Below are 14,244 nucleotides of genomic sequence, written 5' to 3'. Positions count from 1 at the left end.
CACTAGCGCGGTTGCACCATCGGCCTATAATCAGGGTTAACCCTTTTACGGGAAATCCCTGATGCCCGATCCACCGGGGATTCAATCTGATCCTTGGAGAACATCATGTTTGCATACGTCCTTGAAAAACTGAGCACCTGGTTTGAAACTGCAGAGCGCGACCGCCGTGAAGCGTATCTGGCTTCGTCGTCGGATATCGTCCAGCTCGAACAGCGCATCCGCTCGCTCGAAGCCAACGGCTATTCGCTGTAAGTTTTTTGGCGAGCGTCTTTTGCCGCCACAGTACTTCAGAAGTAGCTGTTAAGTGTGAGCCCCGTCTTTGCGGGGCTTTGTCACATCTGGGCGCCGCGTTGTCCTTCAGGCGTCGCAAAACTCGAGATGGCGAATATCGACTAGCGGCGAAGTCCGCGTCGCGGTAAGGTAAAGCGTTTTTCAGCGCAATCCGGCCTTCGCGGCTCAACCGGTCCGCCCCATGTCTTCGATCCATTCGTTCAAATTCTCTCTGGCCGCCATTGCAGTTTTGTTTGCCACGGCTTGCGCCGTGTCGAGCGCGTCTGCTGCGTCGAGCAATAGCCGCAAGCCTGTGATTCTCGACTCGCAGAATGGAATCAGCGACGGGCAGAGCGGAACCGTCCTGCAGACAGCGCCGCTGTCGCGGCAACCCATCGTCGAAGCACAACCTATCGCTACGCCTACCGAGCTGGCACCGAATTCGTCCGTGCCGATCGTCGTCGCGCCGTATATCCAGTTGCCCGTCGGGGGCGGTGGTGTCGCACCGCAACCTCAACCGTACCCTCAACCGTATCCCGTGCCTCGGCCCGCGCCGCGTCCGCAATAGCCGACTCGCGCCGATCCTGCCCGTAGCTTGCTGCCCAGACTTACGCGCGAGACGCGGCGCCGCGAATTCGTGCGCCCGCGCCTGGCCATTGGGGTTTGGGCGCATGGCGCGCCACCAGTCGGGCGACGACAATCCTCAAGCGGTCTCTGCCGCAAAGTCGCGCCCATAGCCCCCGCAGGGGCGGCACGGCAACCAGACTGAACGAGAACATACAAAAAGGAGACGTCAAATGCCCAATCACTGGATGCGGCGTGCCGCCGTTTGCGCCACGTTGTTCGCCGTTGTTGCACTGCAGGGCATGGCGTCCGCGAAAGACGTGCCCGAAAAGCCGGCACTGACAATGGCCGTTGGCGGTCTGCCGGGTCTTTACTACCTGCCGGTACTCACGGCTCAGCAGTTGGGCTTTTTCAAGGACGAGGGGCTCGAGGTCACGCTCGAAGACTTCGCGGGCGGCTCCAAAGCACTCGAAGCGGTGGTGGGCGGCAGCGCGGATATCGGCGCCGGGGCATTCGAGCACACACTATTCATGCAGGCGAAGGGGCAACGCTACCGGGCTTTTGCGTTGATGGGCCGCGCGCCGCAGATCGTCGTCGCCGTATTGACATCGAAGGCGGACAAGATCAAGACGCTTGCCGATTTCAAAGGCGCCAAGGTCGGCGTGAGCGCGCCGGGGTCATCGACCGATCTCGTGCTGACTGTCGCCTTGCGCAAGGTCGGCGTGCAAAGAAGCGACATTGCGGCGATCGGTGTAGGCAGCGGCGCAACCGTGCTCGCGGCGGTGAGCAACGGTCAGATCGACGCGCTATCCAACGTCGACCCGATGATGACGAAGCTCGCACGCAGCGGCGCAATCAAGGTGCTTGTGGATACGCGCACCGTGAAAGGAACGCAGGACGTGTTCGGCGGAACGATGCCGGCGGCCACACTCTATGCGCCGGAGAGTTTCATTCAGAAATACCCAAAGACGACGCAGGCGCTCGCCAATGCCATCGTGCGGGCGGATCACTGGCTGCAAACCGCGAGCGATGCCGATCTGCTGAAGATGGTGCCGCCAGCCTATCTGCTCAACGACTCCTCGCTCTATGTCGAGGCGTTCCACAATGTGCGGGACGCCTATTCGCCAGACGGCCTGATGCCAGCCGACGGCCCGGAGACTTCGTTGCGCGCACTGGCGTCGTTCGATAACCGGCTCGACCCGAAAAAGATCGACCTGAACGCGACTTATACCAACGACTTCGCACGCAAGGCCGCGGCACAACTCAAGTAACAGCGCGGCGAGGGGGCGCTATTCGACTATGCGCGGCCTCGCCCGGCGTCAATCGCCGCGGTATTCGACCTTGAACTGCGCGGCCTTGTCCTCACCGAGCGCTTTCACCAGCCAGGGCATCTGGTCCTTCAGCATCTTCGGCAGTGTGTACGGCGGATTCAGGATAAACATGCCGCTGCCGAAAAGCCCAAATCCGTCCGCGGGCGGATTGCTCACCGTGAGGCTGACGTGCAGCCAGTTGCGCTCCTGCAGCTTTTTCAGCTGGTCGGGAAAGCGTTGTGACTCGAGGCGCTTCACTTGCGGATACCAGACCGCGTAGGTGCCGGTGGGGAAGCGCTTCAGGCTCTCTTCGACGCACCGCAGCGTGCGCGTGTAGTCGCGCTTGTCCTCATAGGAAGGATCGAGCAGTATCAGCGCACGGCGCGGCGCCGGCGGGAGCAGTGCGAGAATTCCGTCGAAACCGTCGCCCGCGTACAGCATCGCGCGCCGGCCCGCATCGCGAAAGTTGTGACGCAGCACGTCGATCTCAGTGGTGTGCAACTCGAATAAACGCATACGGTCCTGCTCGCGCATCTGGCGCCAGGCGATATACGGCGAGCCGGGGTAGAAGCGCAGCTGGCCGTCGGGATTGAGCGCGGCGACTTCATCGACATAATCGGAGAAGAGCGACGGGAGATCGTTGCGCTCCCACAGCCTGGCGATGCCTGTCTGAAACTCTCCGGTCTTGACCGCATAGCCTTCCTGCAGCGAATAGACACCTGCGCCGGCATGCGTGTCGATATACCAGTAGGCCTTGTCCTTCTGACTGAGATAGCGCAATAGCTGCAACAAGACCGCGTGTTTGAGAACGTCGGCGTGATTGCCTGCATGAAAGGCGTGGCGATAGCTGAGCATGATGAGGAGATGCAGAAAGAGGGCGCGCCGTTCCCGGCTGGAGTCGGCGATGCGGATGCATTGCGGCGGCATGCCGACACAGAACGCCGATGTGCCGCGCGGTCGCGTATTGTACGCGACGCCGCGCGCGGCGCAGTGAGTTGCCGCGGCGTCACCGTGCGCGTTGTCGGATTGCGCGGTTCCCTGCGCGGCCACGACCACGACCGCGACCGCAAGCACGACCACCAGCGCGATCTTGCCGCGGCCTTACCCAGACGTCCGACAGAGCGGCGTTAGTCGTACACGTCTCCGAAAATACCTTCGATTCTCTCTTTGATCTCCGGCGTGATCTGCTCGGCGATCTCAGCGGATTTCATATTCTCGCTAATCTGCTCGACGCGCGATGCGCCTGTAATCACGGTGCTGACATGCGGATTCTTGAGAATCCATGCAATCGCAAGCTGGCCGACGGTGCAGCCCAGTTCGTCGGCCACTTCGCCTAGCTTGCCGACCACATTGTTTTTGCCTGCGTCGGTAACCTGTTTGCGCAGCCAGTCGTAGCCCTGCAACTGCGCGCGGCTGTCGGCAGGCACGCCGTTGCGATACTTGCCGGTGAGCAGGCCGGACGCGAGCGGGCTCCAGGTAGTCAGCCCGAGACCGATATCTTCGTAGAGACGCTTGTATTCCTGTTCGACGCGCTTGCGGTGAAACAGGTTGTACTGCGGCTGTTCCATGACCGGCTTGTGCAGATGGTGCCGCTCCGCGATGTCATAAGCGGCGCGGATTTCGTCGGCGCTCCACTCGGACGTGCCCCAGTACAAGGCTTTGCCGCGCGTGATCATGTCACTCATTGCCCATACGGTTTCCTCGACGGGCGTGTTCGGGTCTGGCCGATGGCAGAAGGCCAGATCGACATAGTCGAGTTGCAGACGCTTGAGCGACGAGTCGATTGCGTTCAGCAGATATTTGCGGTTCAGCGTGTGGTACTGATTGGGCGCTTCTTCCAGGCCCCAGAAGAATTTCGTCGACACGACGTAACTCACGCGTGGCCATGCGAGTTCCTTGAGCGCCTGGCCCATGATTTCTTCCGACTTGCCGCCTGCGTACACCTCCGCGTTGTCGAAGAAATTGACCCCCGAATCGCGCGCGGCAGCGAGCGATTCACGTGCCGCGCGATGGTCGACCTGATTGCCGTACGTAACCCACGAGCCGATGGACAATTCGCTGACCTGCAGGCCCGAGCGGCCTAGACGCCGATAATTCATGCAATTCTCCTCGATAGTGAAGCGACCGGAATCCTGCCAGAACGCCTAGTTTAAATAGATAAGCCAAGGCGTGCTTTTTACCGATCGATTCCACACGGTTCATGCACAATAGCAGCATTGGCCGCAGTGCAACATCGCCTGAACGGTATAGGACAGCGCCTATGCGCGCCTATGCCATTCGGTCTACTTCTCGTTGCGCGCGGCTCGTGGTCTCATTGCTCATCAACTGCATGGAGGTTCTGGATGTCGTCACTGAACACAAATTTGAATGGCAAGGTCGCAGTCGTCACCGGCGCGGCGAGCGGCATCGGCAAGCAGATTGCGTTGACCCTTTCGGCTGCGGGCGCGGCTGTCGCAATTGCCGACCTGAACCAGGACGGCGCGAATGCCGTCGCTGAAGAAATTACAAAGGGCGGGGGCAAGGCAATCGGCATCGCAATGGACGTCACCAACGAAGACGCGGTGAACCAGGGCATCGACAAAGTGGCGGCGGAACTCGGTTCGGTCGACATCCTCATTTCCAATGCCGGCATTCAGATCGTCAATCCGATTGAAAACTACTCGTTTTCCGACTGGAAGAAGATGCAAGCCATTCACGTGGACGGAGCGTTCCTCACCACCAAGGCGGCGCTCAAGCACATGTACAAGGACGATCGCGGCGGCATCGTGATCTACATGGGTTCGGTTCACTCGCATGAGGCGTCGCCGCTCAAGTCCGCTTACGTGACGGCCAAGCATGCGCTGCTCGGTCTCGCTCGCGTGCTCGCCAAGGAAGGCGCAAAACACAATGTGCGCTCGCATGTCGTGTGTCCGGGTTTCGTGCGTACGCCGCTCGTCGACAAGCAGATTCCGGAGCAGGCCAAGGAACTGAACATCAGCGAAGAAGAAGTGGTCAAGCGCGTCATGCTGGGCGGTACGGTCGACGGCATTTTCACCACCGTGGAAGACGTTGCGCAAACCGTCCTGTTCCTGTCGACTTTCCCCACGGCTGCACTGACGGGCCAATCGTTTATCGTAAGTCACGGCTGGTACATGCAATAAGGAGGTGGCATGGCGCAACGCAATCTCAAACGGGCGCGCGTCGGCGCGGCCGGTAATGAGGAAGGCGCAGGCGCCAGCGCGGCGTCTTCGTCGGCTCGCGGCAAGCGCGTGCAATTGCCGGCCTACGAAACCGTCGCGCTCACACTGCAAGGTGGCGGCGCGCTGGGCGCATATCAGGCCGGCGTTTTTCAGGGGCTTCATGAAGCAGGCGTCGAGCCGAACTGGCTCGCAGGCATTTCTATCGGCGCGTTGAATACGGCGATCATCGCCGGCAATCCGCCGGAAAAGCGGGTCGAACGGCTGCTGCAATTCTGGGAAACCATCTGCCAGCCGGCATTCGGTCTGCCGCTGCCCGCTTTTATCGAGCACGCGTTCTTCAATTCGAGCGACGCAGTGCGTAAAGCTTTCACGGCAACACAGGCCGTTGGCGCGCTCGTGGAAGGGCAGAAGGGCTTCTTTGTGCCGCGCTTCCCGCCGCCTTTGCCGACGGTGTCGGGACCGCCCCAAGCGGCCAGCTACTACGACACCGCGCCGCTCAAAGCGACGTTGGAAAGTCTGTGCGACTTCGACCGCATCAACTCACGGGAAATGCGCGTCTCTGTGGGCGCCGTCAATTGCGGCACGGGGAATTTTGCGTACTTCGACAACACGCAGACCACGCTGAGGGCTGAGCACTTCATGGCATCCGGTGCTTTGCCGCCGGGCTTCGCAGCTGTAGAAATCGACGGCCAGTATTACTGGGACGGCGGCTTGATGTCGAACACGCCGCTCTACGAGGTGATTCAAACCACGCCGCGGCGCGACACGCTGGCGTTCCAGGTCGATCTGTGGAGCGCGATCGGGCCGGTGCCCGACAACATCACCGACGTGCAGGGGCGCATGAAAGACATCCAGTATTCGAGTCGCACGCGTCTTGTGACCGACATGCTGCAACGCTCACAGCGTTTCCGGCACGTGCTGCGCGAGGTGCTGGACCGGGTCTCGCCGGACCAGCGCGACGATCCATGGTGCAAGCTAGCTGAAGACCTGTCGTGCTCGAAGCGGTACAACGTGATTCATCTCATCTACAGGCAAAAGGAATACGAAGGGCACTACAAGGACTTCCAGTTTGGCCTCTCGACCATGCGGGAGCACTGGGAAAGCGGACTGGCAGACATCCGCCATTCGCTCGCGCAGCCGGATTGGCTCGCCATGCCGAATAACGACGCGGGCTTCGTCACGCACGACATTCATCGCGAATCGCGCTGACATCATCCGCAACGCGGAGTCCAAAAGAGAACGGCGCCCTCAAAGGGGCGCCGTTCTCACATTCGGCTTCAACCGAATCAACCAGAGCGCGCGGCATCGCGCGCCTTGGAAAAGGCTTTACTTCAACACGTGTGCAATCGCGTTGGCCACCACGTCGAGGTTGCGCGTATTCAATGCAGCGACGCAAATGCGGCCCGTGCTGACGGCGTAAATGCCGAACTCTTCGCGCAGACGGTCCACTTGCGGCGCGGTCAGGCCGGAGTACGAGAACATGCCACGCTGCGCATTCACGAAGCTGAAGTCGCGATCCACACCGCTTGCCTTCAGGCGTTCGACCAGGCCATTGCGCATTGCGCGAATCCGGTCACGCATTTCCGCCAGCTCCGTTTCCCACGTGGCGCGCAGTTCCGGCGACGCGAGCACCGCGGCGACCACCGAACCGCCATGCGTCGGCGGGTTCGAGTAGTTCGTTCGAATCACGCGCTTGAGTTGCGACAACACGCGGGTAGCTTCTTCCTTGCTGCCCGTGATGATGGACAGCGCGCCGATACGCTCCCCGTACAGCGAGAACGACTTGGAGAACGACGACGACACGAACACGTTCAGTTCGGAGGCCGCGAAGAGTCGCACGGCCGCTGCGTCGGCTTCGATGTTGTCGCCAAAGCCCTGATAGGCGATGTCGAGGAACGGAACCAGATTGCGCGCCTTGACGACCTCCACGATCTGTTTCCATTGGTCGACGGTCAGATCCACGCCCGTCGGGTTATGGCAGCATGCGTGCAACACGACGACGGTGCCCGCGGCGTAGCTGTTCAGCGCGCTCAGCATGCCGTCGAAATTGACGCCGTGAGTGTGCGCGTCGTAATACGGATACGACACGACTTCGAAGCCCGCGGCTTCGAACAGTGCACGGTGGTTTTCCCAGCTCGGGTCGCTGATTGCGACCTTGGCGCTCGGATTCAGACGCTTCAGGAAGTCCGCGCCGATCTTCAGCGCGCCCGTGCCGCCCAGTGCTTGCGCCGTCACGACGCGGCCCGCGGCGATCAGCGGCGAATCGTTGCCGAGCAGCAGCTTTTGCACGGCTGCGTCATAGGCGGCAATGCCTTCGATAGGCAGATACCCGCGCGGCAGCGCGGCTTCGACACGTGCCTTTTCCGCTTCGCGCACAGCGCGCAGCAGCGGAATCTTGCCTTCTTCGTTGAAATACACGCCAACGCCGAGGTTGACTTTGGTGGGACGCGTGTCGGCGTTGAAGGCTTCGTTCAGGCCCAGAATCGGGTCGCGGGGAGCAAGTTCGACGGCGGAGAACAGAGACATGGTGGGTGGGCAGCAGTAGTGAAAAGAGGGCAGCTACGAGCATGCGCGACCGTGCCGACTGCGTTTCATGCAAAACGCAAACGCCGGATGATGCAGAACGCGGACAGCCGCAAGCGAGCGCAACTTCGCATTGTAACGAATCTACGAACGTTTTTCGGACGAGAACGCCCTTTGGCTGACTTATTTGCTTGAAAAACGGGCAGGCCGTCGCTAAATGTCCAAAACCGACCGCATCACTCAGCGCTGCCAGCCTACGCAGGATCCGCTTTGTCCGTCGCCGGTCCATCTCGATGCAACCCGTTAGAATAGTTTTTTGCCTAAGGCCGCTGCCGCCCCCATGTCCGAACAACATTTGACCGAAGCCGACGACGCGCTCGACGAATCCCGATTCGTCCGCTTCGAAGGCTCGCCGTTCCAGCTTTATCAGCCCTATCCGCCCGCCGGCGACCAGCCAACGGCGATCGAGACGCTCGTCGAAGGCGTCGAGGACGGCCTCTCGTTCCAGACGCTGCTCGGCGTGACGGGGTCGGGCAAGACCTTCACGATGGCCAACACGATCGCGCGGCTTGGCCGTCCGGCCATCGTCTTCGCGCCGAACAAGACGCTCGCTGCGCAGCTTTACTCGGAATTCCGTGAGTTCTTTCCGCGCAATGCGGTCGAGTACTTCGTTTCGTACTATGACTACTATCAGCCGGAAGCCTACGTGCCGCAGCGCGACCTGTTCATCGAGAAAGACTCGTCGATCAACGAACATATCGAGCAGATGCGCCTGTCGGCCACGAAGAGCCTGATGGAGCGGCGCGATGTGGTGATTGTCGCGACCGTGTCGGCAATTTACGGCATCGGTAATCCGTCCGAATACCACCAGATGATTCTCACGCTGCGCACGGGCGACAAGCTCGGCCAGCGCGACATCATCGCGCGGCTCATCGCGATGCAGTACAACCGCAACGAGGCGGACTTCCAGCGCGGCTCGTTCCGCGTCCGAGGCGATACCATCGACATCTTCCCGGCCGAACATGCGGAAATGGCGGTGCGCGTGGAATTATTCGACGACGAAGTCGAAACGCTGCAGCTCTTTGACCCGCTCACCGGACGGGTGCGTCAGAAAATTCCGCGTTTTACCGTCTATCCGTCGTCGCATTACGTGACGCCGCGCGACACCGTCGTGCGCGCGGTCGAAACGATCAAGGCCGAGCTGCGCGAGCGGCTGGAATTCTTCTATAGCGAAGGCAAGCTGGTCGAAGCACAACGGCTCGAACAGCGTACCCGGTTCGACCTGGAGATGCTGCAGGAGCTCGGTTTCTGCAAGGGCATCGAGAATTATTCGCGGCACTTTTCGGGCGCGGCGCCCGGCGAGCCGCCGCCCACGCTGGTTGATTACCTGCCGTCGGACGCCATCATGCTGCTCGACGAATCGCACGTGCTGATCGGCCAGTTGAACGGCATGTACAACGGCGACCGGGCGCGCAAGGAAAACCTGGTGGATTACGGTTTCCGTCTGCCTTCCGCGCTCGACAACCGGCCGCTGAAATTTAACGAGTTCGAGCGCAAGATGCGCCAGGTCGTGTTCGTGTCGGCCACACCGGCAGATTACGAAAAAAAGACCTCGGGTCAGGTTGCGGAGCAGCTCGTGCGTCCAACCGGACTCGTCGATCCGGAAATCGAGGTGCGCCCCGCGCGCAGCCAGGTCGACGACGTGCTTGCCGAGATCAACGAGCGCGTCAAGGCGGGCGATCGTGTGCTGGTGACCGTACTGACCAAGCGCATGGCCGAGCAATTGACGGAGTTTCTCAGCGACCATGGCATCAAGGTGCGCTATCTGCATAGCGACATCGACACAGTCGAGCGCGTCGAGATCATCCGCGACTTGCGGCTCGGCACTTTCGACGTGCTCGTCGGTATCAACCTGCTGCGCGAAGGTCTGGATATTCCCGAAGTGTCGCTCGTCGCGATTCTCGACGCGGACAAGGAAGGCTTTCTGCGCGCCGAGCGCTCGCTGATTCAGACCATTGGCCGGGCGGCGCGCAACGTGAACGGCAAGGCCATTCTGTACGCGGACAAGGTGACGGATTCAATGCGCCGCGCCATTGACGAGACCGAGCGGCGGCGCGCCAAGCAGATTGCGTTCAACCTCGAACGCGGTATTACGCCGCGCGGCGTGGTGAAGCGCATCCGCGACATTATCGACGGCGTGTACAACGTCGACGACGCCCGCGCCGAGCTGAAGGAACAGCAGACGCGCGCCAAATTCGAGGACATGTCCGAGAAGCAGCTGGCTAAGGAACTCAAGCGTCTCGAAAAACAGATGATGGAGCACGCGAAAAACCTCGAGTTCGAGAAGGCCGCGCAAACGCGCGACCAGCTGGCGTTGCTGCGTCAGCGCGTGTTCGGGGCGAATGTCGGCGACCACGTCTCAGGCGTCGATTAAATCGGCAGGACCATGCAGCGGGGAAGCAGTGCGGTTCCAACGCAAAGGGCGCGGCAATGTGCCGCGCTTCTTTTTGCCGGTACGCGGACAAGACCATAAAAACTGCCCGCCGCCCGCCGCCCGCCGCTTCAAGCCCACACCCTCTTTCTTAAGACATCCTTAAGCCCCTGCTGCCATAAGGCTCGCCGTGCGTCCGTAATTGTTCCAGCGGGCGAGAGATGATAAACTCGACCAATAGTGAGAATGGTTCGCATTAACGTTCATCTATGCGATCTGCTTCGGTTCCTCGCCCGACGCACTGTTCCAATGGGATCAAATCGAGTCTGATAAAAACAAGGAGTTTCAATGCGGATTTCTTCATTTCTGCGTGGCGGCTTTGCCACGGCCGCGGCGGTGGCGGCTCTTTCGGCAACGGCCGCCGAATATCCGATCGGCAAGCAGCAGATTCAGGGCGGCATGGAAATTGGCGCGGTGTATCTGCAGCCGATCACGATGGAGCCGGAAGGCATGATGCGCAAGGCGTCGGATTCGGACATCCACCTCGAAGCGGACATCCACGCAGTCAAGAACAATCCGACAGGCTTCGCGGAAGGCGACTGGATGCCGTATCTGCAGGTGCGCTACGAACTGACGAAAGCCGGTTCGAAAGAGACGCAAAAGGGCGACATGATGGCGATGGTGGCCAACGACGGCCCGCATTACGGCGACAACGTGAAGCTGCAAGGCCCCGGCAAGTATCACCTGAAGATGATCGTCGAAGCGCCGATGCAAACCGGCCACATGGCGTTTGGTCGCCACGTCGACAAGGAAACCGGCGTGGGTCCGTGGTTCAAGCCGATCACGCTTGAATACGACTTTACGTTCGCCGGCATCGGCAAGAAGGGCGGTTACTGATCTCCACGATCGTCGCAACTCGTCACCTGGCAGTATGCGAGCAAGCTGTGACAGGTGAATGAATGCAGCAGGCGGCGCGCGGACTCCACGCCTCGCGCCGCGTTTTCTGGAAACGCCAATGAGAATCAACCGAAAGATCGCTGTGCTTGCGTCGTCGATTTTGCTGACGGGCGCGGCCCATGCGGCCGATCTGCCCACGTTCAAGCTCGAAATGAACGACGGCAAGCTGAACCCGGCCCGCATCGAAGTGCCGGCGGGGCAGCGCATCAAGATCGAGGTGCGCAATACCGGCAAGGGCGCCGCCGAGTTCGAAAGCGTCCAGTTGCGCAAGGAAAAAGTCCTCGCGCCAGGCGCGGATTCTTTCGTCGTGATCGCTCCGCTGGAACCCGGCGAGTACAAGTTTTTCGACGATTTCCACCAGCAGGCGCAGGGCGTGATCGTCGCGAAATAGCAGTGGTTTTTGAGGCGGGCGCGAAGGCCTCGGGCCGCCGCGCTCGCAAGAGCAGTTGCAGAGCAGAAGGGAGTCCTTGATGGGTCAGATTCTATTCATCGTGTGGCGGGAAAGTGTCGAGGCATTGCTGGTCGTCGGCATCCTGTACGCGTGGCTGAAAAATGGCGACGACGATGCGCGCCGCGGTCTGCCGTACCTGTGGGGCGGCGTCGTGGCGGGCCTGATTGCAGCGGTGGCGCTCGGCGCAGCGCTCGTCGGCTTCACCGAGGTGCTCTCCGGCGACGCGCAGGACTATTTCCAGACCGCCATGGTGCTGGTTGCCTGCGTGCTGATCGTGCAAATGGTTCTGTGGATGAAGCAGCACGGCCGCTCGCTCAAACGCGACATGGAACGCTCGCTGCAACAGAGCCAGCGCGACTCCAACTGGTGGGGCGTGGCGGTGCTCGTGGCGCTCGCGATCGCCCGCGAAGGCAGCGAGACCGTGATTTTCCTGTACGGCCTCGGCTTCGGTCAGTCCGGTCATGTGGACACCAACCAGATGCTCGCGGTCGTGATCGGCCTCGGTCTCGCATTGCTCACGTTCTACGTTTTGCAGCTGGGCGGCAAGTTCTTCTCGTGGCGGCTCTTTTTCCGCGTGACCGAAATCATGCTGCTGTTCCTCGGCGCGGGGCTCTTTCAAACGGGCGTCGATAAGCTGATCGACAAGGAATTCCTGCCGACCATCGTCGACCAGGTGTGGAACACGTCGGCTGTGCTCGATGACTCGAGCACTTTCGGCTCGCTCGTCGCGACGCTCACCGGTTATCGCGCGCATCCGGCACTGATGAATCTGATTGCGTACGCGGTGTACTGGGCGGTCGTCTATCTGCTGCTGCGCCGTGCCAACCGCAAGCCGGCGCAACAAGCGGCAGGGCGTGCAGCATGAGTACGGTCATAACCCGGCCGGGGCGTCTCGCCGCGGCCGGGCAGTGGATGCAGCGTCACGGTTCCGCAATTCGCGGCATCCAGTGGGTCGTGGTGACGGTGTACGCATTGCTGATCCTCGTTCCGGCTGTGATGCCGTTGCCGGACGACAGCGCGCATTTGTGGAACAACCTGACACTTGCGGCCCAATTCGTGTTCTGGGGTATCTGGTGGCCGTTCGTTTTGCTGTCGATGGTTATGCTCGGCCGCGTCTGGTGCGGCGTGCTGTGTCCCGAAGGCGCGCTCGCGGAGTTCGCGAGCAAGCACGGTCGCGGCAAAGCGATTCCGCACTGGATGCGCTGGGGCGGCTGGCCTTTTGTCGCGTTCGGCATTACGACCATCTACGGTCAGATGGTGAGCGTCTACCAGTATCCGAAAGCGGTGCTGCTGGTGCTCGGCGGCTCGACGTTGGCGGCCATTGTCATCGGTCTGCTGTATGGGCGCGAGAAGCGCGTCTGGTGCAAATACCTGTGCCCCGTCAACGGGGTTTTTTCGCTTCTGGCGCGCCTCGCGCCGTTCCATTACAAGGTCGATGAAGACGCATGGCGCCGCTCGTACAAGAACGGCGAACACGGGCATCGCGTGATTCCGATCAATTGCGCACCGCTCGTGCCGTTGCGCAATATGAAGGGGGCGTCCGACTGCCATATGTGCGGCCGTTGCAGCGGCCACCGCGACGCGATTGCGCTCACGTGGCGCGCGCCGTCGTCCGAAGTCGTGCAACTCGGCGACAAGCAGGCGAATGTGTGGGACACCGCGCTGATCCTGTACGGCCTGCTCGGTATCGCAATTGGCGCATTCCACTGGACGGCTTCGCGCTGGTTCGTCGACCTGAAGATGTTCTTCGCCACGTGGCTCGTCGATCACGACATTACCTGGCCGCTCGATACGAACGCGCCGTGGTTCCTGTTCACGCATTACCCGGAACAGAACGACGTGTTCTCGTGGCTCGACGGCACGATGGTGATCGGCTATATCCTCGCGACGGCCCTCGTCTACGGTACTGCGCTGCTCGTTCTGATGACGGGCGCGACGCGCATGCTCGGGCGCTTTAGCGCCGTGCGTCTGCATCACCTGACGCAAGGGCTGATTCCGATCGCAGGCGCGGGCGTGTTCCTTGGCTTGTCGGCCACCACGTTGTCGCTGTTGCGTGCAGAGCACGTGCCGCTGTGGTGGGCTTCGGACCTGCGCATCGCGATTCTGGCGATCGCCAATCTCTGGAGCGCATGGCTCGCGTGGCTCGTCACGCGGCGCTACAGCGAGCGCTTCTTTCAACGCGGCCTCGCAATGCTCTGGTTCGCCGCTGCGCTCGCCGTGGTCGACAGCGCCTGGTGGCTGATGTTCTGGGGCTGGGCCTCGAAGTAGGCGGGAAATCGGGCGACTACGTTGCTGGGCATTCGCGTGCCCGAGCCGCCCGACACAAAAACAGAAGCCGTGTAGACGACATCGTCTGCACGGCTTTTTCATTGGCATGACGGTACACGGCATTTCGTGTCCGCATGGGCGGGAACCAAAAAAGCGGCCTGGCTGGCTGCGACGGCTGGCTTGGTGTCTGCACGAAGGGGTCTAGTTCTCACGTGCAAGCCGTCGTGGCTGGCTAATGCCTAACACCTCTCTGGGAGGTGGTCCCCACAATACCCGGTACTGAAATCTCGT

At 61.1% G+C, this 14,244-nt stretch carries 13 protein-coding genes; 10 read left to right on the top strand and 3 right to left on the bottom strand.

The features are described from left to right. The first annotated feature begins 105 nt into the window (after positions 1–105). The 3 genes from OH764_RS10800 to OH764_RS10790 all read left to right on the top strand — a co-directional run bounded on the left by OH764_RS10800 (position 106) and on the right by OH764_RS10790 (position 2,105). Entirely contained in the window at positions 106–252 is a 147-nt protein-coding gene (locus OH764_RS10800) for a DUF3563 family protein (RefSeq protein ID WP_020069992.1), read from the top strand. Between the two features lie 220 nt (positions 253–472). Next, positions 473–838, top strand: a complete 366-nt coding sequence (locus tag OH764_RS10795; RefSeq protein ID WP_498846792.1) for a hypothetical protein — start codon at positions 473–475, stop codon at positions 836–838. A 229-nt stretch (positions 839–1,067) separates the two neighbouring features. Continuing rightward, positions 1,068–2,105 carry a type 2 periplasmic-binding domain-containing protein gene (locus tag OH764_RS10790; protein ID WP_498846791.1) on the top strand — a complete coding sequence of 346 codons (1,038 nt, stop codon included), beginning with the start codon at positions 1,068–1,070 and terminating at the stop codon, positions 2,103–2,105. Positions 2,106–2,153: 48 nt separating this feature from the next. On the opposite strand, the gene OH764_RS10785 is transcribed toward OH764_RS10790, so the two are convergent. Together OH764_RS10785 and OH764_RS10780 are read right to left on the bottom strand one after the other, a co-directional pair. Next, positions 2,154–2,999, bottom strand: coding sequence for a 23S rRNA (adenine(2030)-N(6))-methyltransferase RlmJ (locus OH764_RS10785; protein ID WP_498848805.1), 846 nt, complete (start codon positions 2,997–2,999; stop codon positions 2,154–2,156). A 272-nt stretch (positions 3,000–3,271) separates the two neighbouring features. Next, positions 3,272–4,243, bottom strand: coding sequence for a potassium channel beta subunit family protein (locus tag OH764_RS10780; protein WP_498846790.1), 972 nt, complete (start codon positions 4,241–4,243; stop codon positions 3,272–3,274). 243 nt (positions 4,244–4,486) lie between these two features. Here OH764_RS10780 and OH764_RS10775 point away from each other — a divergent pair, with 243 nt between their 5' ends. Both OH764_RS10775 and OH764_RS10770 read left to right on the top strand, forming a co-directional pair. Continuing rightward, entirely contained in the window at positions 4,487–5,284 is a 798-nt protein-coding gene (locus tag OH764_RS10775) for a 3-hydroxybutyrate dehydrogenase (RefSeq protein WP_013587820.1), read from the top strand. A 9-nt stretch (positions 5,285–5,293) separates the two neighbouring features. Then, complete coding sequence (locus tag OH764_RS10770) at positions 5,294–6,532, top strand: DUF3734 domain-containing protein (RefSeq protein ID WP_498846789.1); 1,239 nt, start codon at positions 5,294–5,296, stop codon at positions 6,530–6,532. 117 nt (positions 6,533–6,649) lie between these two features. On the opposite strand, the gene OH764_RS10765 is transcribed toward OH764_RS10770, so the two are convergent. Continuing rightward, on the bottom strand, positions 6,650–7,849 hold the full coding sequence (locus tag OH764_RS10765) for an amino acid aminotransferase (protein WP_498846788.1): 1,200 nt from the start codon (positions 7,847–7,849) through the stop codon (positions 6,650–6,652). Between the two features lie 337 nt (positions 7,850–8,186). Between OH764_RS10765 and uvrB the strand changes: the two genes are divergently transcribed. The 5 genes from uvrB to OH764_RS10740 all read left to right on the top strand — a co-directional run bounded on the left by uvrB (position 8,187) and on the right by OH764_RS10740 (position 13,953). Continuing rightward, the gene (gene uvrB, locus OH764_RS10760) at positions 8,187–10,280 is read left to right on the top strand and encodes an excinuclease ABC subunit UvrB (protein WP_498846787.1); all 2,094 of its coding nucleotides are present in this window, start codon (positions 8,187–8,189) and stop codon (positions 10,278–10,280) included. A 345-nt stretch (positions 10,281–10,625) separates the two neighbouring features. Continuing rightward, a complete protein-coding gene (locus OH764_RS10755; protein ID WP_498846786.1) occupies positions 10,626–11,174 on the top strand; it encodes an iron transporter in 549 nt (182 codons plus the stop codon). 118 nt (positions 11,175–11,292) lie between these two features. Further along, positions 11,293–11,625 (top strand): cupredoxin domain-containing protein, encoded by a 333-nt coding sequence (locus tag OH764_RS10750; protein ID WP_498846785.1) that lies wholly within the window; start codon positions 11,293–11,295, stop codon positions 11,623–11,625. Between the two features lie 79 nt (positions 11,626–11,704). Further along, complete coding sequence (locus tag OH764_RS10745; protein WP_498846784.1) at positions 11,705–12,550, top strand: FTR1 family iron permease; 846 nt, start codon at positions 11,705–11,707, stop codon at positions 12,548–12,550. Further along, the gene (locus tag OH764_RS10740) at positions 12,547–13,953 is read left to right on the top strand and encodes a 4Fe-4S binding protein (protein ID WP_498846783.1); all 1,407 of its coding nucleotides are present in this window, start codon (positions 12,547–12,549) and stop codon (positions 13,951–13,953) included. The genes OH764_RS10745 and OH764_RS10740 overlap by 4 nt, the downstream gene beginning before the upstream one ends. Positions 13,954–14,244: the final 291 nt, after the last annotated feature.

The organism is Burkholderia sp. M6-3 (assembly GCF_050858985.1).
Classification (GTDB): Bacteria; Pseudomonadota; Gammaproteobacteria; order Burkholderiales; family Burkholderiaceae; genus Paraburkholderia; species Paraburkholderia caledonica.
Note: the sequence above shows the minus strand (reverse complement) of the source record. Positions and strands in the feature narration are given on the sequence as shown.